This window comes from Nostoc sp. DedVER02, assembly GCF_034530675.2.
In the GTDB taxonomy this organism is placed as follows: domain Bacteria; phylum Cyanobacteriota; class Cyanobacteriia; order Cyanobacteriales; family Nostocaceae; genus Nostoc.
This window is the reverse complement of record NZ_JAVRCP020000022.1, coordinates 80955-101308: the sequence shown is the minus strand read 5'-3', so window position 1 is coordinate 101308 and position 20354 is coordinate 80955. Positions and strand designations below refer to the sequence as shown.

Sequence of the window (20354 nt, the reverse complement as noted above, 5' to 3'; positions counted from 1 at the left end):
TCCCCAGACCACAAGGAAAATGAAAAATGCTTATCCGAACCGTATTGAGAGAGTATTAATAAGGAATAATGTTGAAAATTTGTTTCGCTTGACTACGGGCAAGGTTTTAAACCAATATTCAGATGCTCGTGAACTCGCTACCGCTCCGCTATCACCCAGTCGTACAGAATTCATATTGAATTCTGAGTTCTGAATTCTTCTTAATAAAATAAAATCCACCTAAACATTCAACTGCTTGGTGGACTTGTTATTTATTCTTAGTGGATCCGAGCAGAGTCGAACTGCTGTCCAAATTGGGTATTGACCCCCCGCTCATTCACAGGTTTAGCCTTTCTGACCCTCAAGGCGGGAATCGTTCATTATCCCGAACGTAGGATGCTCTGATTTAATCTTAGCTAGCAAGCCAACCAAAGAACGCTTACTAGAGCATCCGTTGGGGTTTGGTCTTCAGTCCTTAACGGAGTCAAACTAAAGACGCTCGAACCTATAAGAGGTGTTTAGGCAGCTACTAGAGCATCCTTACGAGCAAAGTTAACGATGTTATTCGCATTTACTTTTTGTTTGAGCCTTTGATTTGCGAGAGGAGACTCACTCTCGACCTGAATCACAGAGCAGCGTTCGCCAACCTGTCGAAACCGTGACGGACCCATGCGCTTCTATATTTCAATTATAATACGGGATTTGGTAATTCGTAATTCGTAATTCGTAATTCGTAATTCGTAGTTATCAAAGTCAGGATATATGGCTCTAATTACTGGAAATAGCCAATCGCTAATTTTGAAACCATTAGCAATTGGCTATTTGTCACAATCCACAACAAGTATTTTTCTAAGTTAGTGCTTCAGCACCACCTACAACCTCAAGGAGTTCTTGGGTAATTGCAGCTTGTCGAGCTTTGTTGTAAGACAGTGTGAGGGTATTAATCAATTCACCCGCATTTTCACTGGCATTACTCATAGCTGTCATCCGCGCTGCTAGTTCGCTAGCAGCGGATTCTTGCAACGCCCGCAATAGCTGGTTACTCAGATAGAGAGGTAACAGAGAATCGAGGATCTGTACTGGATCTTGCTCGAAAATCATGTCAGGAGCCAACGTGCGGACTTGATTAGTAACTTTTTCCCGTTCGACTTCAAATTTACCGCCACGGGTTGTCAAGCGGAAGATTTCGTCATCGCCTGCTTCTAGTCCTTGCGGATCTAGAGGTAGCAAGGTTTGGATGACAGGACGGGAGCTAACCAAGGAAAGGAATCTGGTGTAGATTAACTCGATGCGGTCAACTTCTTCCGAAAGGAATAAGGAAAGTAGTTGTTCAGCAATCTGATTGGCTTCTTCTGCGGTGGGGATTTGCTCTAAACCACTGTAGGTAGCATCAATGGGCTGATCGCGGCGTTGAAAGTATTGTGTAGCTTTGCGCCCAACTAGTACGAATTGATAGTCTAAACCTTCTGCTTTGATTTCTTTGGCGCGGTTTTCTGCACGACGGATAACGTTACTATTGTAGCCCCCGCATAGACCGCGATCGCCTGAAATTACTAACAGCCCAACTGACTTAACTTCTCTTTTTCTCAGTAGTGGTAGGTTTGCTTCTTCAAAGCGCAGACGGCTTTGCAAACCATATAATACTTGTGCCAAGCGATCGGCAAAGGGGCGAGTCGCTAGCACTTGTTCTTGCGCCCGACGCACTCTAGCCGCAGCTACGAGGCGCATGGCTTCTGTGATTTTTTTGGTGTTTTTGACCGACTGGATGCGATCGCGTATTGCTTTTAGATTGGCCATATTTTTTTCCTTAGTAGTTAGTCATTTGTCCTTTATCATTAGTCAGTAGTCATTAGTTCTATACCAATGACCCTTCGGGTTCGCCAGTTGCTTATGGGGGAAACCCCCATCGCTTTTAGCGTCTCCCCCTGGGAGAAGACCGCACTGGCTCACCAATGACCAATGACTAATGACTAATTACGCTGTAGCTTTGAAGGTCTTTTTGTATTCGGTCAGCGCTTCCTTCAAAGCAGCTTCTTCTGCATCACCTAATGCTTTAGATCCTTGTACTCCTTGGGCATATTTACCACCCTTTAAGTAATCACGTAGACCTTTGGTAAAGGTGGTTATTTGATTTACAGGTACATCATCTAAGTAACCATTAATACCAGCGTATAAAATCGCTACTTGCTCGTATACTGAGAGTGGCGAATTTTGTGGCTGCTTAAGAAGTTCGCGCAACCGTTGACCCCGCGCCAACTGGTCTTGAGTGGCTTTATCTAAGTCAGAAGCAAATTGTGCAAAGGCTTGCAAGTCGTCAAATTGCGCCAATTCCAATTTAATCTTACCGGCAACCTTTTTCATTGCCTTGGTTTGAGCCGCAGAACCCACACGGGATACGGAAATACCAGGGTTTACAGCCGGACGGATACCAGCGTTAAACAAGTCAGAAGACAGGAATATCTGACCATCGGTAATAGAAATTACGTTGGTGGGAATGTATGCTGATACGTCACCGGCTTGGGTTTCGATGATTGGTAGGGCGGTCATGCTGCCTTTACCTAATTCGTCACTCAGCTTTGCTGCTCTTTCTAGCAAGCGGGAGTGAATGTAGAATACATCTCCAGGGTAAGCTTCGCGTCCGGGTGGACGACGTAGCAACAGGGACATTTGACGATAAGCTTGGGCTTGCTTGGAAAGATCGTCGTAAATTACCAGGGTAGCTTTACCGTTGTACATAAAGTACTCGGCAATAGTTGCGCCTGTGTAAGGAGCTAGATATTGCAGGGTTGCAGGGTCACTGGCGTTAGCAGCAACGACGACGGTGTAATCCATCGCGCCTTTTTCTTGCAATGTCTGCACCACGTTAGCTACAGTAGAAGCTTTTTGACCGATCGCAACGTATACACAAACTACATCTTCTTCTTTTTGGTTGATGATGGTGTCGATCGCGATCGCAGTTTTTCCGGTTTGGCGATCGCCAATAATCAATTCTCGTTGACCCCGACCGATGGGAATCATTGAGTCGATAGCTGTAATCCCCGTTTGCATGGGTTCGTGTACAGACCGACGAGCAATAATACCAGGTGCAGGAGATTCAATCAAACGGCTGTCTGAGGATTTTATGTCTCCCTTACCATCAATGGGGCGACCCAAAGCGTCTACAACACGTCCAATTAAGGCTTGTCCTACTGGAATCTGAGCAATTCTACCAGTAGCGGTTACAGAACTACCTTCTTGAATTTCCAACCCTTCACCCATCAACACCGCGCCCACGTTGTCTTCTTCTAAGTTCTGGGCGATACCAATTGTGCCATCTTCAAATTCCAAAAGTTCCCCAGACATAGCCTTTTCCAGACCATAGATCCGGGCAATACCGTCACCTACTTGTAAGACGGTACCAACGTTAGCAACTTTGACCTCTTGATCGTATTGCTCGATTTGTTGTTGGATAATGCTGCTAATTTCGTCAGGTCTAATTGATATGCTCATGTGTCTATCTTGTTTGCTTTCGAGACGGAAGTATAAGGGACTAGGGATTAGAGACTGGGGATTAGGGATTAGGGATGGAAAGAATTTATGACTATAATCTTTTTCCTAGTCCCCAGTACCCAGCCCCCAGTCCCCAGTCCCAATTTTTTAGCTATTAGTTAAGCGCAATGAAAGGCGACGCAGTTGACCCCGGATACTGGCATCAATTACCTGCGAACCTACTTTAATGATCACACCACCAATTAACTCACTATCTACCTTGGTTTCTAGTTCTACCTGGCGAGCATTAGTTATGGCAATGACTTTTTCTGTAATTGCCTGCTGTTGAGCTTCTGTGAGGGGAACGGCTGAAATTACTTCCGCTAATACGGTTTGATTCAGCTGCCGCAACAGCGCCAGATATTGTTGAAAAATCGATTCCAAGAATGCAATACGGCGTTTGTCTACTAGCACTAACAAAAAGTTACGTAAGTAGGGGTTAGCGCCTTCACCGAGTATTTGTTTGATGAGAGCTTTTTTGTTCTCAGACTGAATAAACGGGTTGCTGAAGAAGTTTTGTAGCTGTTTGTCTGCCTTGAGCAGTCCCAGAAAAGTCCGCGCATCTTCCCCGAACTCTTCTGTCAAATTTTTCGATTGCGCTATTGACAAAAGCGCCTGTGCATAAGGTTGTGCGACTTCGGCTGTTGCTACCTGACTTGTCATACATTGCCTCCCAGTTGTGCGATGCTGCGGTCAATTAAACTTTGTTGAGCATCGTCGGCAATCCCACCTTTAAGCTGTGATTCGACTTTCTGCAATGCTAGTGTAGCAACTCGTTGCCGTAGTTGAGCGATCGCTCGCTCGGTTTCGGTGTTTAAATCTGCTGCTGCCGTCTGTTTCAAGCGTTCTACGTCTTGCGCTGCCTTCGCTAACAAGGCTTCTTTCGATTTTTGCGCGTTTTCTACAGCCGATTGGCGGATACGTTCTGCTTCTGCCTGAGATTGCTTCAACTGCTCTTGCGCTTGGGAAAGGGCTGTCTTTGCCTCTTTTAAGCGCCCTTCTGCTTCCTGAATTGCGGTGGCAATATTGGATTGTCGCTCGTTCAGGATATTGCTTAAAACTTTACGTCCGAAGTAGAATAAGATGCCAACCAGAATCGTTAGATTAATCAGATTGGTTTCAAAAATGTCTAGGTTTAGACCGAAACCACCTTCTGCTGCGCCTTCTGCCAATTCAGAGTGAACAGCGTTCGCTTCTGCGGCAAGTAATAAGAATGTCCCCATGATACCCATTTACAAGTGCGCTGCTCGCTTGCTAATACGTTGTATTTTCCCGAAGGGAAATTAAGTATCTTTCCCCAAGGAAAGGAAATTTAAGTATCTTTTCCCCAGAAGGGAAAAAGTGCCTTTTTTTGACACTTAATTAAGCGCTCTGGACTAGGGGCCAGTTGCGCGTATGCTTTACACAGAACCAATCTCGTTAGCTTATCTAACTGGAGTTGGCCCCAATAGTTTTTCTAGAATCTGCCGACTTAAAGCATCAACTTGTTGCTCTAAGGTGCGAAAAGCTTCTTGCTTTTGTTGTTCTATTTCAACAGAAGCTTGTTCTCGTTGAGACTGAGCTTCCTTTTGGGCTTCAGCGATTTTTTCGGCAGTAATTTTCTTAGCTTCAAGTTGAGCGGCTTCTACAGTAGCTTGCGATTGTCTGCGAGCGTCTGCGAGTTGCTGCTCATATTCGGTAGCCAAGCGCTCGGCTTTAGCCAAGCTTTCTTTCGCCTCAAGGGTATTCGTTCGGATGTAATTATCGCGATCGTCTAGTACCTTGGTCAGTGGCTTATAGAAAATTGCATTCAATAAAGCTGCTAGTAGCAGGAATTGCAATGCCATGAAGGGCAAGGTAGCATCGAAATCAAACATTTGTCTCCTCTTTGGCTGGAGTAGCAGTTTTCATGGCTAGCAACGTCATCCAACCTTTCATATTTTAGAGACCCATAGCCAACAAGGGTCAACTGAACATTAGAAATATTACGATACCCAAAAGATTTTGATTGTAGAGGCGTGATGGTTCACGTCTCCACACTCGCAAAAATTTTCAGGTATTAGCCGAAAGGATTAGCAAACAGCAATACCAAGGCAATTACTAGACCATAGATAGTCAAGGATTCCATGAATGCCAAGGTTAATAGCAGAGTACCGCGAATTTTTCCTTCTGCTTCAGGTTGACGAGCAATACCTTCTACTGCTTGTCCAGCAGCGTTACCTTGACCAATACCAGGGCCAATTGCAGCTAAACCAATCGCTAAAGCAGCAGCGAGAACTGAAGCAGCCTGAACTAATGGATCCATGTTGATTTTCCTTGCTTTGATTACAAAACTAACAAAAGTACGTTAACGATTAGAAACGTGATTTTCACGCTGCACTCGCTTCTTTTAAATCGCGCTTTGCGATGTTTTGAGCGAATATGCTCTTGGAACTGTGCTATCAACTGAGAAGTTTAATGCTCCTCATGCTCATCTCCGCCATGCCCCTCCATTGCCTCATGAATGTATGCTCCGGCTAGGGTGGCGAAAACCAGGGCTTGAATGGCACTGGTAAATAAACCCAAGGCCATTACAGGCAGAGGTACAAATAGAGGAACTAGCAGCACCAATACCGCTACAACCAATTCATCCGCCAAAATATTACCAAATAGCCGGAAGCTTAGGGAGAGTGGCTTGGTGAAATCTTCAAGAATTGCGATCGGCAACAAAACGGGTGTTGGCTCTATATATTTCTTAAAGTAGCCTAAACCCCGTTTGCTAAAACCCGCGTAAAAGTACGCTAAGGAAGTTAGCAGTGCCAATGCAACAGTCGTATTGATGTCGTTGGTGGGAGCAGCCAATTCGCCCGAAGGTAGCTTGATGAGCTTCCAAGGAATTAGTGCCCCTGACCAGTTCGATACGAAAATAAACAAGAACAATGTGCCAATAAATGGCACCCAAGGGCGGTACTCTTTCTCACCAAGTTGGTTTTTGGCCAAATCACGAATAAATTCTAGGGCGTATTCCATCAAATTCTGGATACCCTTGGGAATTCTTTGTGCGTTGCGAGTAGCAGCTATTGAAGCCACTACTAAAATGCTAATCACAAACCATGAGGTGAGAAAAACTTGCCCATGAATTTTAAGATTGCCCAACTGCCAGTAGAAATGATGACCTACTTCTAATTCGGCGAGGGGAAAAGAATTAAAGGCGTTTAAGACACTAAGCATTTGCATTCTTCAAGCTTTTTCCCCAACAAGCGAGGATGGGATTACTATCTTTGTGAGCCTGAACTTTTTAAGAATCAGGAATGAACGCAATTTGCACCATATAGACGAGGAGCGTGGCTTTGTAAGTTAGAAATCCCAAAAATATGGGCAAAATCTGTAGCTCACGCCATTGAGTTGCTACGATCATGACTCCAATAAATAGAGCAAAACGAGTTTTGCTCAAACTGGTTTTTTCACTACCAAGTTGCTCAACGTCTCTAGCCAACATTTTTAAGTAAACCACACCTGTACACGCCCCAATTAAATAATTTAGGGCAATGTTTAAGGAATAAAAAATCCACACAGAGATAAAAATAACCCCCGTCAAGACAAGCGTGATTACCAACAATCGCTGGAAGAGTTGATAAAACTCTTGCATAGAGTTACCTGATTCTGTGTCTCCAGAACCAGTTTTAGCATCTTGTTGCGTTGTCGGAGTGGGCGCAATTGATTCGTCTGACAAGCTCACGAGACTTGAAACCAGTACAGCTAAATTATGATGACTGCACATTCAGTCAGCTGAATCATATCACGATCCGGTAACAATACTTTAGGAAAAAACAATTAACTTCTTGTCAACCTTAGACAGTCAGTAAAATTGCGCTCCCTGAAGTAAGAGAGTGGCTGATGATGTAAGGGAGTGTGCGGATGAATAATCAATAATCTTTGCCGGAAAATTCAAATTTTCTTCCAATTCCAGCTTTTTTGAGTGGATTATCCTCCTCCAAAGTCGTTACATAACATCTTGGTGTTTGAATTAAGTCGGTGTCAATAAAATCAACTGGTGCTTGAGGAGTGTATGGACGTACCGCAAATCAGAAATTGTAGAGTAGCGGCTTGTCATTAAAAATCGCACCACTGCTAAATTCCAAAAAACTCCAACTTTTAGGATGTGCAATACCCTGTTTCTTGGGTACTTTCCTAATTTACATTAATTTACCAAAAGTGGTGATGGGCGATCGCTCATCACCATGAGTATAAATTGCCTTTGTTAAGCCAGTAACAGAGTTCAGTTTTATTAAGCTGGTGTCAATAAAATCAGTTGCTGCTGAAGAAGCGCTCTTACTTCATCTAATCCCAGTTGCACATCTGTTAAAATATCTGCAACTGTAGAATTAGCATCACATTTTTGCATAAATTCAAACTCTGGTACAGATAAATTAACAATTTGGTAATTGTAATTAAAGAAGCATTGACTGGGAAATCCTTCAAGACAAGGATTAAGTTCGGGAATCGCTGCCAATAAAGCATTATCTTCTGACCAGTCAGCTTTGGCTAAGGGAGGACGACCGAGGAAAAATTCGTAATGAGTTACTTCTGGATCTAGTAATTCTATCAGGCGATAAAGCTGGCGATCGCTCAAATCTTTTGCCCGTTCTACTAACTCTGGTGCTTTGCCCAAAAGCCTTTCCAAATCCCAGAAACTCGGATTTGAGAAACCAATAAACTCTAATCCCGAAGCATCAATTAATTCAAACAGCGTCTCAATGTTGTAGTCAATTTCTTGAGGATGAACGTACATATCAGCAAAATGTTCATCCTTGTGATTTTCTAATGACCAGCGCTGCTTTTCGTATTTGACAATTCGGTTATTTTCTGGTAAAGAAGCAAATATTTTTCGCCCGACTTGGACACCATCGCGGTAGTCGCCTTTTTTGTCACCTTGCAGAAGTGCGATCGCTTTTTGCATGAGTTGAATTTCCCAGCGTCCCAACTCACCGTACACAAAAATGTGCATCAAGCCGCCTGGAGCCAACTTTTTTGCCAAAGCTTGAATACCGCGAATTGGATCGAGGGTATGATGCAAAACGCCAACACAGTTAATTAAATCAAACTCACCTGGTAACTGTTCCACATCAAACAAGCTGAGGTGATGAAACTCAACACGGTTAGCCCCAGAACGCTGACAACGTTCTTTTGCTACATCTAAAGCACCAGTACTGAGGTCAATTCCCACAACAGAAGCTTGGGGGTTGAGGTGAACCAAGTACTCTGTACTTACACCAGTACCGCAACCTGCATCTAAAATCCGAATATCTTGCTTTTGGGGTTTTTGACCTGTGCAGAAATTATGAGCGGCTAGCCAATTCCAGCGCCAGTTATAGCCTGGAGGTGGTTCATCCAACAAAGCTTCCGGCGGAAAGGGATATGTATTGTAGAGTTTGGCAACAGCAGCACTAACAGTTTGAGAATCAGACATGATGAGGAATAACGCAGCATTTCTGAGTTTAGCGAATGGTGGACACTTCAGGTAGACAAATCATTGCGTAGGCGCAGCCCGCCGTAGACATCGCTATCAACCCATATATTTTAGGTAGGGAAGTTGTTTAAGTAAAAACACTACTGTTTAAGTATCTTTTGCTTAACTAACTCCGCGTAAATTTGCCAGCATCATGACTTAATACTCGCTTTGGCTCATTCTCTAAGTCAATTTGACTTCCTTCAGCTTCTATGTATTCCAGCACCTCAGCAAAAAGAGGATTAGTTTTGTGCATTCCTGCAAATTTAATTTAAGGGTTTTCTACTTTTTAGTGGTTTGATTTTTATCATATTGCTTTTGCGATCGCTCCAATGATTTACAATCAATCAGAGTTTAATTTACGCTGTGAATGGGGCGCACAAGGAGTTGCTCAACTTGCCCCCATCAGTGATGTAATTGTGATAGTTGACGTTCTCTCTTTTTCTACCTGCGTAGAAATTGCCACTAACAACGGCGCGATAATTTTTCCCTACGCATATAAAGATGAATCAGCCATAGATTACGCCAAGTCAGTGCAAGCAGAGTTGGCAAGTCAGAGACAACGTTGGACTACAACTGGATATTCTCTGTCGCCAAAATCGGTAGCTGAAATTACTGCTGGAACTAGACTAGTTTTACCGTCACCTAATGGGTCTTTTCTAACTTTACAAACAGGGAATACATCAACTTTGGCTGGTTGCTTGCGAAATTGCCAAGCTGTAGCGGAGTTTGCTCAAAAGTATGGCGATAAAATCGCTGTGATTCCTGCTGGTGAGAGGTGGAAAGAAGATGATAGCCTACGTCCTGCATTTGAAGATTTAATTGGTGCTGGAGCAATTCTCAGTTATTTACATGGCAGTCTATCACCAGAGGCAGAAGTTGCTGTGGCAACATTTCAAGCTTTCCAGCAAGATTTACTGGGGTACTTAAAAAAATGTAGTTCGGGTAAAGAGTTGATTGAAAAAGGTTTTGAGTCAGATGTTGAACTGTCCGCAGCTTACAACATTAGTGATTGCGTGCCTTTGTTTATTGATAACGCCTATGTAAATTCTGCTTACAAAGTTAATTAAGCATCTCCCATATTTGGATATCTTTGCCTTGCCAAATTACCCTTGTGTTTTTCCCAGGTAATGGTTGTGTCAAAATTACTTTTCTCAAGAAAATAGGGCAATTTTGAATAATCCAGTAGACCGGAGAGCAAAAAGGGCAGAATCATTAATCTGCCCTGAAAACGTTAAACGTTAAAACTTAATTTTTGATATTAATTAAAGCTTAGTAGCGTCCACGATTGTATCCACCACCACCGCCACCACGACGATCGCCACCACCAAAGGAACCACTTCTATCTTCCTTCGGTTTAGCCTTGTTAACTTTGAGGTCGCGTCCCATCCACTCAGCACCATCAAGAGCTTCAATGGCAGCTGTTTCTTCAGCTTCTGTACCCATCTCTACGAAAGCAAAGCCGCGTGGACGACCAGTTTCACGGTCAGTAGGTAACTGAACACGCTTTACAGAACCATGTTCAGCAAAAACTGATGTGAGGTCTTCTGATGTTACCTCGTAGGATAGATTGCCTACATAAATTGACATGCGTTATCTCCAAAATCATAGGTGTGTAGAGATTTAGATTTCGGAGACAAGCTTGTTAAGACCAAAAGGAAAAAGCCTGTCAATACTAAAAACAAACGCTGTAACCGAATTTTATTCTCACTTAACTACCTTAGCACATCATTGAGTTGGGAATTAGGAATTGGGAATTGGTAATTGGGAATTCAAAAGAGCGGAGGAGAAAACTAATCTTCCTGCTGCCTGCTCCCTTGCTTCTTCCCCATTCCCTATTCTTCATTACCCAATTCAGTAAGTAGCCGCCGAATCATTGATGCATCTTGGGCATCAGGAACTTTTGCTAAATAATTTTGTAAATCGCCTACTGCTTGGGGGTAGTTACCAAGTTGATAGGAGATCAGACCGCGATCGCGCAACTCTAAAGTTAAATTAGGAAACAGCAATAAAATCCGTTCAATTGCTGCGAGGGTTTTTTCTAACTCTTGTTGTTTAAGGTAAATAAATTTTAAATTTGTCAGCATCCGCGCCAAAAATTGCCGATTACTAACTATGGCTAAAAATTCTGGTTGTAGCGTCACGGGTTGCTGATAAATTTGAGACAGCCGTTCCTGGCAATCTTGAGCGAATATTATTTCACCACCATTGAAGGCATCCACAAAAATCTCTATATCTGGAACATCCAGGCGGATTAGGAAATGCCCCGGCATCCCCACACCTACCATCGGAAAATCAATTCGCCGGGCAACCTCCAGGTAAACCAACGCCAAGCTAATAGGAATCCCCAATCGGCGGTCAATTACATCATTGAAAAAGCTGTTGCGCGGGTCGTAATAGTCAATTTGATTTCCAGAAAACTTTAAATCTTCGTATAGATACTGATTAATATTTTGAACGATCCGCAAAGGATATCGTGAGTCTGGTAGGCGTTCTTGAAGCTCCCATGCCATTGTATCAAGGGCGTTAAGATATTTTTCTGGATCTAGCTTGGGATATTCTTCTTGTGCAATATATAAAGCTGCCTTTGCTAGGTCAATATGCTCGTCAGCCTGCTGAATTTCCTGGTAAAAATATTGTCTTGCTGAGGATAAATTCATAAGCTGCTGCTCGGTGAAAGTGTGAGGATGAAGCCGCACCTACGCCCAATCCAGGTATGACGGCTTGACTAAAAGCAATTTTTTATATCTATGTTTATCTTATGGATATTCAAAAGTTTTGCAAATGGATTTTATACATAGCTTTCATAATATGTATCTATCCAGGGTACGAAAATAGGTTAATGTTGATTAAAAATTATAACACTTCGATACTTATTAAACTACCTTAGAATCATATAGCGTAAAACTAAATTGTAAACGAATTTAGCCCTTGTAATCTTCTAGCCGCGCTACGCAGTTATCATCCTTTACGATTTAGCATGTTATTGAGTTCTAAAATTGACAAAAGTCCATACCCTCTTGAAATTAACTTTTTGCTATCTAGTATAAAGGCTAAATCCGAAACTCTTCTGCGATCGCGTCTTTGTGGTTCGTTAAAAAAGTGTAGGCGTTATCGTAGCGTTCCACAGGAAAGCCCATCGTACCCCTACAAAGAAGCAGGCTATGCGTAGCGTCTCATAGATAAGCCCACCAACCCTTACCCTACTGTTTCAGAAGACATCACCTGATTTTTTCTTAGGGAACTCTAGAAAATAAATTATCCAATTTTTGAACTTCACTACGACTTTCTCTCTCCCTGCCCCCTGCCCCCTGCCTTTAAAGCGTTGCGTAGCCTCCCGTAGGGATGGGATATTTTTTTGGAAGTCCCTTAGTTAACTATCCTTTTTATCGGGATTTCTATCCAGAACTCACAACCGTTACCAGGTTTGGAAACACACTTGATATTACCACCATGTTTTTCGACAATAATTTGGTAGCTAATAGATAACCCTAAACCAGTACCTTGTCCGGGTTGTTTGGTGGTAAAGAAAGGTTCAAAAATGCGCGATCGCACTATTTCTGGAATCCCACAACCATTGTCAGCGATGCAAATCAGAATAGTATTCTCTTCGATGACTTCTGTACGAATCCAAATTTTAGGATTGTCAATTTTTTTTCTACTAGTTGCTGAGTTTTCCAGTGCATCGATCGCATTGTTGAGAATATTCATAAATACTTGATTCATCTGGGCTGCGTAGCAGACTACTGGAGGGAATTCACCATATTCTTTAACTACCTCAATACCAAAAGAATTAGTCTGTGGTTGCAGCCGATGTTGTAGAATTAGCAAAGTGCTGTCGATGCCTTCATGCAGATCGACTGGCTTCATTCCTGATTCGTCAATTCGAGAAAAACTCCGTAACGATAAAACTAATTGAGAGATCCGATCTGCTCCTATCTTCATTGAAGTGAGAATTTTTGGCAAGTCATCACTAATAAAATCTAAATCCAATGCTGCTACTTGTTTTTTAATTTCCTCTGTTGTCTTAGGATACTGTTTCTGGTAAAGGCGCAGTAACTTAAATAAACTTTCGGTATGTTCTGTAACATAAGTGATGTTACCGTAAATGAAACTAATGGGGTTGTTAATTTCATGCGCTATACCAGCAACTAACTGTCCTAAGCCTGCCATTTTTTCACTTTGAATCAACTGGCTCTGAGTATTTTGTAATTCTTTCAGAGTCTGGGTGATTTCTTCTTTCTGTCGTTGAGTTTGTGCGAGTAATTCCGCTTGCTGAAGTCCTACCCCTAATTGAGTACCAATCTGCATAAGCAAATCTACCTCATCTTCTTGCCAATCACGGGGTTTGATATTTTGATAAGCTGCTAATAATCCCCAAAGTTTCTCACCCTGAAAAATTGGCACAATCATGTATGCCCTAGCCTCCATTAGCTCAAGGAGGGCAATATAAGAAATAGAATCATCAGTACTGTAAATATCGTTAATAGCAAGACTTTTCCCACTAGCAAAATCTCCGCCTTGGGATTCTTGCAAGAAATTATTTGCGGCAGCTACGCCCGTCGTAGACATCGCAGGTACAATTTCCCTTACAGATGGCGAACCTTGGGCTAATGACTCGGCAACAAATTCGCCACTCCAATCAGCCCGGAATCGATAGATTGTGACTCGGTCGACTTCCAATAATCGGCGGACTTCTTCTGTACTGGTGGCAAAGATGGTATCAATATCAAGAGACTGGCGAATTTTTTCCACTGTTGTGGCTAATGCTTTCTCTCTTTCGGTCGCTTTTCGTTGTCGTTCGGCGGCTTTAGCGAGTTTTTGCGCCTGTACCTGCATCTGTTTCAAGGACTCAGCTTGCTGTAATGCTACTCCCAATTGAACGCCAACTTGTGCTAATAAATTGATTTCCTCATCTTGCCAATAACGAGGTTGAGAGTTTTGATAAGCTACTAACAATCCCCACAACTTCTCGCCCTGAGAAATTGGTACAAAAGCTTCATTTCGTGCATACTTACCCGCTTGCTTTCGTTGCACAAGAACGCCTTCTGTCACTGGCTGCGGCTTAACCGTTGGTGTCCAGCCATCAACGATGGAATCAGCCACAAATTCCCCACTCCAATCAGGATAGAAGCGGTAAATTGCGACTCGTTCCACTTCTAATAGCCGACGAACTTCTTGAGTTGTGGTTTTAAAAATGGCTTCAATTTCCAAGGACTGACGAATTTTTTCTACGGTGTTCGCCAATGCCCTTTGCCTTTCCGCAGCTTTACCGATCTCTGCTGCTTGGATTTGCATTTGTTGAATAAATTCCGCTTGCTGCAAAGCCACACCTAATTGTGTGCCCACTTGGGTAAGCAAGTAAACCTCATCTTTTTGCCACTCACGGATTCCAGTGTTCTGGTAAACTGCTAGCAAGCCCCAGAGTTTCTGACCGTGGTAAATGGCAATGATTACATACGCTCTTGCCTGATAAATTTCTAAGATTTTAATGTAGCAATCGCTAAAGCCTGAATTGTAAATATCATTACAAATTCGGTATACTTCACAGTTGCTAAAACTACCACCTTTTGCATCTTGTAAATAAGTATCAGCAACTGGGGGTTTAGCTAAATCTTTGGCACTACATTCACTGACGTTTTCTTTCAATTCTGGCTGTTGCGACTGTTGATCCATGAGGGAGATCCAGCCTTCTGCCACTGATTCAAACACGAATTCACCACTCCAATCGGGATTGAAGCGATAAATAGCCACGCGGTCAGCATTTAGCAAAGTTCTCAGTTCTGCGGTGGTTGTATGGAAAATGTTTTCCAAATCTAGAGACTGACGAATTTTTTCAATAGTAATGGCTATGGTTTTTTGCCATTGGGCTGCTTTTTCTCTGGCTTCTGCTTGTGCTAGTTGTGCCGATTGGAGTTTTACTTGTTCTATGTAATCTGCTTGCTGCAAAGCAACTCCTAGATGTTCGGCGATTAATTGCACAAACTCAATTTCTGATGCTTCCCATTGCCGAGAATTACTACACTGATGAATACATAATAATCCCCATAAATTTTTACCTTTTATCAAGGGGGCAGTTATATTGGCACGTACTTGGAATTTTTCCAGAATCTGGATGTAGCAATCACTAGCATCAACTTGATAAATATCAGTTATTGCTCTAATCCGACCTTGCTGATATAATTCTGCGAACTCCTCACTAAAGCAGTGGTCGCGCAGTTTAGCTGCTAGTGCCGAATCCCATTCTGTTGCCACATCTTCATAGATAAATTCCCCTTCCCATGCCAAATCAGGATAGAAACGAAACACGCAAACCCGATCGCTTTTCAGAAGTTGGCGGACTTCAGTGACTGTAATTTTGAAGATTGCGTCTATATCTAGAGACTCGCGGATGCGGGCAATAACTCCAGATAAAGCTTTTTGTTGCTCATTCTGACGTGAATGAGATTCTTGCTGTTCTGAATTTGGTTGTATGGGTTGAGTAGTAGAGGAGTTTTCCATTCCCAATGGGACTTTAAATATTGAAAGTCTTCTATCTCATGATTCCCCTAGCGATCGCAAAGGTAACAGTTATTTCCTTGGAATACCAAAAAACAATGTAGGGACACGATACTATCGCGTCCCTACAATAACATTTTTCAACCACGAAAAATCATCGCCGCTTGGGAGTGGCGCTGCGGCTGGTGCGTTTGTCTTCGTCTCGGCGACGGCGATCGCGCCAATCTGCCACGGTTAAATAACCAATACCACCAGTAACTACTACGAGCAGCACTATGGCTACTATTGTTAAAATACTCAAAAATGGACTTTCCACAATGCCTCTACAGTCCGTTACGTCCCCAAACTACCATTGCAATTGACCAAGTGAACACAACTAACAGCGATACCCAACCTAGTGTCAAAATCTCCATAGTCCCGCTTTTCAAATAATTACAAAAGGTTTCTAATATTTATCATACAGGGATTGGGCAGGCTGAGATTTTTTTATAAACGGGATTGTAACTTTGGCGGGCAATGTCTACGACGGGCTATGCCTATGCAAAATATACATCATCTTTCTTGGTACTTAGTACTTCAAGCATTAATAAAGACTAATGTAAAAAAATAGCGATCGCGCTTTACCACTTAATGGTTTGGGAATACTAGGGTTACGGGTATATATTTCAAATCCAACAACCCCTAGTATTATGCCGACATTTTTCAACTATCCTTTCCAATCTAACGGTTTTATTCCCCACGGACATTGTTATCTCTGGCAAACTGGATTAGTTTGGCTGCACATTATTTCTGATGCTACGATCGCTCTGGCATATTATTCTATTCCCTTCCTACTGATTTACTTTATTTCCAAGCGCAAAGACGTTCCTTTCAATGGGGTGTTTTTGTTATTTGGTGCTTTTATTATTGCCTGCGGTACTGGACACATAATGGATATTTGGACGCTTTGGCATCCAAACTATTGGGTTGCAGGTGGTTTAAAAGCTATAACTGCCATTATTTCCATATACACGGCATTTGCGTTATTTTACCTGATGCCTCAAGCTCTCACACTACCCAGCCCTGCCCAGCTAGAAGCTATCAATCTAATACTTACAACTGAAATTGTAGAGCGCAAGCGCATCGAAAAAGAACTACGTATTGCACAGGAAGTTACTCAAAACTCCAGCCAAGCTAAAAGTGAATTTCTCGCCAATATGAGTCATGAACTACGCACACCTCTTAACGGTATCCTGGGCTATACACAAATTCTCCAACGCACAGAATCTTTGAGTGAAAAAGGACGTAAAGGACTCAGCGTTATTTATCAATGTGGTTCTCATCTTTTAACCTTAATTAATGATGTCCTGGATCTCTCCAAGATCGAAGCCCGGAAGTTGGAATTGTATCCTGTTGATTTCTACTTGCCTGCCTTTATAGATAGCGTGACTGAAATTTGCCGCATCAGGGCAGAACAAAAAGTCATCGCCTTTCACGTCGAACTAGATCCTGATTTGCCAACGGGTATTCATGCTGATGAAAAACGTTTGCGGCAAGTACTGATTAACTTGCTTAGTAATGCGATGAAATTTACTCATCAAGGCAGTGTCACTTTCAAAGCTTACGTCATCGAGCGAGAATCAAATGCTAATGGAAAAAATAACTATAAAATTCGCTTTGAGGTAATAGATACTGGCACTGGCATAAACCCTGAACAAGCTGAGAAAATCTTTCAACCCTTTGAGCAAGTGGGGAGTCAGAAACGACAATCTGAAGGTACAGGCTTAGGATTAGCAATCAGCCAAAAAATTGTTTTGTTAATGGGTGGTCGAATTCAGGTGCAAAGTGAATTTGGCAAAGGTAGCACTTTTTGGTTTGAGGCAAAATTTTCAGAATCTAAAGATTGGGCAAAGGTTTCTAGAGTAGTTGAGCAGGGAACTATTATCGGTTATCAAGGACAAAGACGCACCATTTTGATTGCGGATGATAAATGGGAAAACCGATCGGTAATTGTAAATTTACTAGAGCCGATTGGGTTTACTGTTGTAGAAGCTAGTAATGGTCAGGAAGCATGGGTACAGTCTCTAGCCAACGAACCAGACATAATTATCACTGATTTAGTGATGCCGATATTGGATGGATTTGAGTTAATAAATCGTTTACGTCAGGTGGGAGCATTTAAAGAGATTCCGATCGTCGCTTCGTCAGCAAGTGTGTTTGCAGTCGACCAGCACAAGAGTATTGATGTAGGTGCAGATGCCTTTTTACCAAAGCCTATAGAAGCTGAAAATCTTCTAGAAATGCTACGACAGTTTTTGCAACTACAATGGATTTTTGACACTAAAGTAGATGCGATCAAAAAAACCTCTAAAGATAGTTTTAATGAACAAAATGAAATAGTTCATCCTAGCAAAGAGGTGTTGCAAGAGCTACTCGAGCTAGCACAAGATGGCGATATTCAAAATATTTTAGAACTTGTTGAACAACTTTCTGCATCTGATGAGAAGCTGAATCTTTTTTCCCAGCAACTTACGCAGCTTGCTAGTAATTTCCAACTTAAACGTTTGGAAACTTTTATTGAACAATATATCGATTAATTTCAGTTAAATTCCAATTTTAAATTCATCATGATCAAACCCCCTAACGGATTTATTTTAATTGTCGATGATAATCCGACAAATTTATCTGTCCTATGTGCAGCGCTTAATAGCGAGGGTTTTCGTTTCCGTGTTGCAGTTGATGGAGAAACTGCGATCGCTCAAGCTGAACGCAATCAACCAGAGTTGATTTTGCTGGATGTACAAATGCCCGGTATTGATGGATTTGAAACTTGTCGTCGCCTCAAAGCTAATCCCGTCACCCAAAACATTCCGATTATTTTCACCACTGCTTTAGCAGATACGGAAAGCAAAACCAAGGGATTTTCTCTTGGTGCAGTAGACTATATCCCGAAACCCTTTGCCCAAGAGGAAGTCATTGCTAGAGTGCGCGTGCATTTGCAACTCAAAAAATTGACTGAATCTTTGGAACAACAAGTTAGCGATCGCACCAAGGCTTTGCAACAAGCCCAAGTCCAACTCGTACAGCAAGAAAAACTCTCAACACTCGGAGAGTTAATCGCTGGTATTGGCCATGAAATCAACAACCCCATCAACTTTATTTCTAGCAATATTCCCCCGTTGGAAGAATATATTGCAGGAGTAACCGAGTTGCTCTTACTGTATGAACAAGAGTATCCCAACCCAACAGCCAAAATTACCACTGCGATTGAAAAATTGGATCTGAACTTCGTTCTCGAAGATATGGTAAAAATTTTGAACTCACTCCAGATAGGGAGTGAACGAATTCAGAACCTTTCTAATTCACTCCGTAGCTTCTGCCGCTCGGATAGCGATACAACAATATCGGCTAATTTGCATCAAGGATTAGATAGTACGCTAATGATTTTGCAACACCGCCTCAAAGCTAATGGCGATCGTCCCCGCATTGAAGTTATTAAAAGTTATGGAGTATTACCAGAGGTAAATTGCTATCTAGGACAGATGAATCAAGTATTTATGAACATTCTAGCAAATGCAATTGATGCCCTTGATGAAGCTATAATCCAAGGCAAAATGAGCAATCTAATTCCTGAGATTAAAATTTCAACAGAAGTAAATTCTGAACAATTGGTTGTAATTCGGATTGCTGATAATGGGATTGGGATTCCTGAACGGCTTAAAAAACATTTGTTTGAGCCGTTGTTTACTACAAAAACCGTTGGCAAAGGCACTGGACTTGGCTTGTCGATCGCTTATGAAATAGTTGTAGAGAAACACAAAGGTATATTAGATGTAAATTCTCAACCAGGCATGGGAACTGAGTTTATCATCAAAATTCCCATATAATAGCAGCATTTAATGAATTGTAAAGCTGCTCTAGCATTTATCATATTAGAGACTAAGGAAAAATTTATCCGATACCTAATCCCTAATTTAAATATAGAGTGAACTCAACTTTAGATCCCGAATTAATTGCAGAACGCATAGAATCCCTCAAGGCTGGAATAGTTGGAGGTTTATCTGTGTGTTTTGCTTTTGTGCTTGTCAGTCTGTTGAATACTTTTGTACTAGCAAAGTATTTTCAGAGCCTCGTAAGTCTGCACAGTGATGCTAACTGGCACTTGTGGGAAAAAATTGCGATCGCAACTTTTACAGGCTTACTATTTGGTGTAACCTACCGCTATATCATCCGCTCAGATAAAAATCCCCAACTCAAAGCTGGCGGTGTGTTGGCTTTTGGCTTGGTGCGCGGATTAACCCAAATAGAGAATCACACCACAATTTGGCCTTTTTTGATATTAGCAGCAGAAAGTTTATTTTGGTTTACCTTTGCTGCGATCGCTCTTGATATCGCAATTAAACTCCGTTGGATTAAACCTTTTTCATCATAACTTTGCCGCACCTCTGTTCAAGCATTACCTTTGATTGGCGGTCAATTCAAAGTTGAAAGTAAAACTACTTCTAACCTGTCTTGGAGTCTTAATAATGGAGCTAAGCGGATTCGAACCGCTGACCCCCTCAATGCCATTGAGGTGCGCTACCAACTGCGCTATAACCCCTTGAAATCCATTATATATAATGGCTTAATTTTTAGTAGTTTGTCAAGCTTTTGTGGGAACTAAATTTTAAATATCTTCTTTAGCACTCAGCTATCACAAGGAGACTTGCAACAAATATGTCATACAGTGTCCCATTAGAAAGTAAACTACTAACATAGCAGCAGCAGCCAGAGCAACCAATGTACCAGCCAACATGAGAGAAAATTCTTTACTCTCATAGGCTCTTTCCATTAGGTGCAGCGACCAAGCTACCAAAGCTACATCAAAAAGTAAAATAGGAAGCAACATATTTTTTAATATTTG

General features: G+C 42.0%; 21 protein-coding genes, 1 tRNA gene and 1 other RNA gene. 5 read left to right on the top strand and 18 right to left on the bottom strand.

Features of this window, described 5'->3' with window-relative positions; translation table 11 throughout:
- Positions 1-258 precede the first annotated feature (258 nt).
- The 9 genes from ssrA to RMZ41_RS21115 all read right to left on the bottom strand — a co-directional run bounded on the left by ssrA (position 259) and on the right by RMZ41_RS21115 (position 7246).
- Positions 259-648: a transfer-messenger RNA gene (gene ssrA, locus RMZ41_RS21155) on the bottom strand.
- 180 nt (positions 649-828) lie between these two features.
- Positions 829-1776 carry a F0F1 ATP synthase subunit gamma gene (locus RMZ41_RS21150; RefSeq protein WP_322641151.1) on the bottom strand — a complete coding sequence of 316 codons (948 nt, stop codon included), beginning with the start codon at positions 1774-1776 and terminating at the stop codon, positions 829-831.
- A 177-nt stretch (positions 1777-1953) separates the two neighbouring features.
- Complete coding sequence (gene atpA, locus RMZ41_RS21145; RefSeq protein WP_322641152.1) at positions 1954-3468, bottom strand: F0F1 ATP synthase subunit alpha; 1515 nt, start codon at positions 3466-3468, stop codon at positions 1954-1956.
- Positions 3469-3615: 147 nt separating this feature from the next.
- On the bottom strand, positions 3616-4170 hold the full coding sequence (gene atpH / locus RMZ41_RS21140; RefSeq protein ID WP_322641153.1) for an ATP synthase F1 subunit delta: 555 nt from the start codon (positions 4168-4170) through the stop codon (positions 3616-3618).
- Positions 4167-4739 carry a F0F1 ATP synthase subunit B gene (locus RMZ41_RS21135; RefSeq protein ID WP_322641154.1) on the bottom strand — a complete coding sequence of 191 codons (573 nt, stop codon included), beginning with the start codon at positions 4737-4739 and terminating at the stop codon, positions 4167-4169. Before RMZ41_RS21135 ends, atpH begins: the two co-directional genes overlap by 4 nt.
- A gap of 192 nt (positions 4740-4931) precedes the next feature.
- A complete protein-coding gene (locus RMZ41_RS21130; protein WP_118167294.1) occupies positions 4932-5363 on the bottom strand; it encodes a F0F1 ATP synthase subunit B' in 432 nt (143 codons plus the stop codon).
- Between the two features lie 182 nt (positions 5364-5545).
- Complete coding sequence (gene atpE / locus RMZ41_RS21125; protein ID WP_012411162.1) at positions 5546-5791, bottom strand: ATP synthase F0 subunit C; 246 nt, start codon at positions 5789-5791, stop codon at positions 5546-5548.
- 149 nt (positions 5792-5940) lie between these two features.
- Positions 5941-6702, bottom strand: a complete 762-nt coding sequence (gene atpB, locus RMZ41_RS21120) for a F0F1 ATP synthase subunit A (protein ID WP_175586935.1) — start codon at positions 6700-6702, stop codon at positions 5941-5943.
- A 61-nt stretch (positions 6703-6763) separates the two neighbouring features.
- On the bottom strand, positions 6764-7246 hold the full coding sequence (locus RMZ41_RS21115) for an ATP synthase subunit I (protein WP_322641155.1): 483 nt from the start codon (positions 7244-7246) through the stop codon (positions 6764-6766).
- 326 nt (positions 7247-7572) lie between these two features.
- Between RMZ41_RS21115 and RMZ41_RS21110 the strand changes: the two genes are divergently transcribed.
- Positions 7573-7710 carry a hypothetical protein gene (locus RMZ41_RS21110; protein ID WP_322641156.1) on the top strand — a complete coding sequence of 46 codons (138 nt, stop codon included), beginning with the start codon at positions 7573-7575 and terminating at the stop codon, positions 7708-7710.
- A 43-nt stretch (positions 7711-7753) separates the two neighbouring features.
- Here the strand turns inward: RMZ41_RS21110 and RMZ41_RS21105 are convergent, their stop codons facing one another.
- Positions 7754-8935, bottom strand: a complete 1182-nt coding sequence (locus tag RMZ41_RS21105) for a class I SAM-dependent methyltransferase (RefSeq protein WP_322641157.1) — start codon at positions 8933-8935, stop codon at positions 7754-7756.
- 166 nt (positions 8936-9101) lie between these two features.
- Positions 9102-9230 carry a hypothetical protein gene (locus tag RMZ41_RS21100; RefSeq protein WP_322641158.1) on the bottom strand — a complete coding sequence of 43 codons (129 nt, stop codon included), beginning with the start codon at positions 9228-9230 and terminating at the stop codon, positions 9102-9104.
- Positions 9231-9306: 76 nt separating this feature from the next.
- Between RMZ41_RS21100 and RMZ41_RS21095 the strand changes: the two genes are divergently transcribed.
- A complete protein-coding gene (locus RMZ41_RS21095; RefSeq protein ID WP_322641159.1) occupies positions 9307-10044 on the top strand; it encodes a 2-phosphosulfolactate phosphatase in 738 nt (245 codons plus the stop codon).
- Positions 10045-10246: 202 nt separating this feature from the next.
- Here RMZ41_RS21095 and RMZ41_RS21090 read toward each other — a convergent pair whose 3' ends face one another.
- The 5 genes from RMZ41_RS21090 to petN form a co-directional block, all read right to left on the bottom strand.
- Positions 10247-10564 carry an RNA-binding protein gene (locus RMZ41_RS21090; RefSeq protein ID WP_322641160.1) on the bottom strand — a complete coding sequence of 106 codons (318 nt, stop codon included), beginning with the start codon at positions 10562-10564 and terminating at the stop codon, positions 10247-10249.
- 245 nt (positions 10565-10809) lie between these two features.
- Positions 10810-11634 carry a SirB1 family protein gene (locus tag RMZ41_RS21085; RefSeq protein WP_322641161.1) on the bottom strand — a complete coding sequence of 275 codons (825 nt, stop codon included), beginning with the start codon at positions 11632-11634 and terminating at the stop codon, positions 10810-10812.
- A gap of 709 nt (positions 11635-12343) precedes the next feature.
- Entirely contained in the window at positions 12344-15475 is a 3132-nt protein-coding gene (locus tag RMZ41_RS21080) for a GAF domain-containing protein (protein WP_322641162.1), read from the bottom strand.
- Positions 15476-15626: 151 nt separating this feature from the next.
- Entirely contained in the window at positions 15627-15773 is a 147-nt protein-coding gene (locus tag RMZ41_RS21075; protein ID WP_322734397.1) for a hypothetical protein, read from the bottom strand.
- Positions 15774-15795: 22 nt separating this feature from the next.
- Positions 15796-15885, bottom strand: coding sequence for a cytochrome b6-f complex subunit PetN (petN, locus tag RMZ41_RS21070; protein WP_012408302.1), 90 nt, complete (start codon positions 15883-15885; stop codon positions 15796-15798).
- A gap of 276 nt (positions 15886-16161) precedes the next feature.
- On the opposite strand from petN, the gene RMZ41_RS21065 reads away from it, so the two are divergent.
- The 3 genes from RMZ41_RS21065 (at position 16162) to RMZ41_RS21055 (ending at position 19883) form a co-directional block, all read left to right on the top strand.
- Positions 16162-18048, top strand: coding sequence for an ATP-binding protein (locus RMZ41_RS21065; RefSeq protein WP_322641164.1), 1887 nt, complete (start codon positions 16162-16164; stop codon positions 18046-18048).
- Positions 18049-18078: 30 nt separating this feature from the next.
- Positions 18079-19338 (top strand): response regulator, encoded by a 1260-nt coding sequence (locus RMZ41_RS21060; protein WP_322641165.1) that lies wholly within the window; start codon positions 18079-18081, stop codon positions 19336-19338.
- A gap of 98 nt (positions 19339-19436) precedes the next feature.
- Positions 19437-19883 carry a hypothetical protein gene (locus tag RMZ41_RS21055; RefSeq protein WP_322641166.1) on the top strand — a complete coding sequence of 149 codons (447 nt, stop codon included), beginning with the start codon at positions 19437-19439 and terminating at the stop codon, positions 19881-19883.
- A gap of 95 nt (positions 19884-19978) precedes the next feature.
- Here the strand turns inward: RMZ41_RS21055 and RMZ41_RS21050 are convergent.
- Positions 19979-20051: transfer RNA gene (locus RMZ41_RS21050), tRNA-Ala, on the bottom strand.
- Between the two features lie 93 nt (positions 20052-20144).
- Positions 20145-20339 carry a hypothetical protein gene (locus RMZ41_RS21045; protein ID WP_100901219.1) on the bottom strand — a complete coding sequence of 65 codons (195 nt, stop codon included), beginning with the start codon at positions 20337-20339 and terminating at the stop codon, positions 20145-20147.
- Positions 20340-20354: the final 15 nt, after the last annotated feature.

What these genes read in the sequence shown, in the direction of transcription:
- atpH (WP_322641153.1), bottom strand. Translation starts at nt 4,170, where the DNA reads ATGACAAGTCAGGTAGCAACAGCCGAAGTCGCACAACCTTATGCACAG.
- atpB (WP_175586935.1), bottom strand. Translation starts at nt 6,702, where the DNA reads ATGCAAATGCTTAGTGTCTTAAACGCCTTTAATTCTTTTCCCCTCGCC.
- RMZ41_RS21135 (WP_322641154.1), bottom strand. Translation starts at nt 4,739, where the DNA reads ATGGGTATCATGGGGACATTCTTATTACTTGCCGCAGAAGCGAACGCT.
- atpE (WP_012411162.1), bottom strand. Translation starts at nt 5,791, where the DNA reads ATGGATCCATTAGTTCAGGCTGCTTCAGTTCTCGCTGCTGCTTTAGCG.
- RMZ41_RS21115 (WP_322641155.1), bottom strand. Translation starts at nt 7,246, where the DNA reads ATGTGCAGTCATCATAATTTAGCTGTACTGGTTTCAAGTCTCGTGAGC.
- RMZ41_RS21085 (WP_322641161.1), bottom strand. Translation starts at nt 11,634, where the DNA reads ATGAATTTATCCTCAGCAAGACAATATTTTTACCAGGAAATTCAGCAG.
- RMZ41_RS21045 (WP_100901219.1), bottom strand. Translation starts at nt 20,339, where the DNA reads ATGTTGCTTCCTATTTTACTTTTTGATGTAGCTTTGGTAGCTTGGTCG.
- RMZ41_RS21090 (WP_322641160.1), bottom strand. Translation starts at nt 10,564, where the DNA reads ATGTCAATTTATGTAGGCAATCTATCCTACGAGGTAACATCAGAAGAC.
- atpA (WP_322641152.1), bottom strand. Translation starts at nt 3,468, where the DNA reads ATGAGCATATCAATTAGACCTGACGAAATTAGCAGCATTATCCAACAA.
- RMZ41_RS21130 (WP_118167294.1), bottom strand. Translation starts at nt 5,363, where the DNA reads ATGTTTGATTTCGATGCTACCTTGCCCTTCATGGCATTGCAATTCCTG.
- petN (WP_012408302.1), bottom strand. Translation starts at nt 15,885, where the DNA reads ATGGAGATTTTGACACTAGGTTGGGTATCGCTGTTAGTTGTGTTCACT.
- RMZ41_RS21100 (WP_322641158.1), bottom strand. Translation starts at nt 9,230, where the DNA reads ATGCACAAAACTAATCCTCTTTTTGCTGAGGTGCTGGAATACATAGAA.
- RMZ41_RS21060 (WP_322641165.1), top strand. Translation starts at nt 18,079, where the DNA reads ATGATCAAACCCCCTAACGGATTTATTTTAATTGTCGATGATAATCCG.
- RMZ41_RS21150 (WP_322641151.1), bottom strand. Translation starts at nt 1,776, where the DNA reads ATGGCCAATCTAAAAGCAATACGCGATCGCATCCAGTCGGTCAAAAAC.
- RMZ41_RS21105 (WP_322641157.1), bottom strand. Translation starts at nt 8,935, where the DNA reads ATGTCTGATTCTCAAACTGTTAGTGCTGCTGTTGCCAAACTCTACAAT.
- RMZ41_RS21095 (WP_322641159.1), top strand. Translation starts at nt 9,307, where the DNA reads ATGATTTACAATCAATCAGAGTTTAATTTACGCTGTGAATGGGGCGCA.
- RMZ41_RS21065 (WP_322641164.1), top strand. Translation starts at nt 16,162, where the DNA reads ATGCCGACATTTTTCAACTATCCTTTCCAATCTAACGGTTTTATTCCC.
- RMZ41_RS21080 (WP_322641162.1), bottom strand. Translation starts at nt 15,475, where the DNA reads ATGGAAAACTCCTCTACTACTCAACCCATACAACCAAATTCAGAACAG.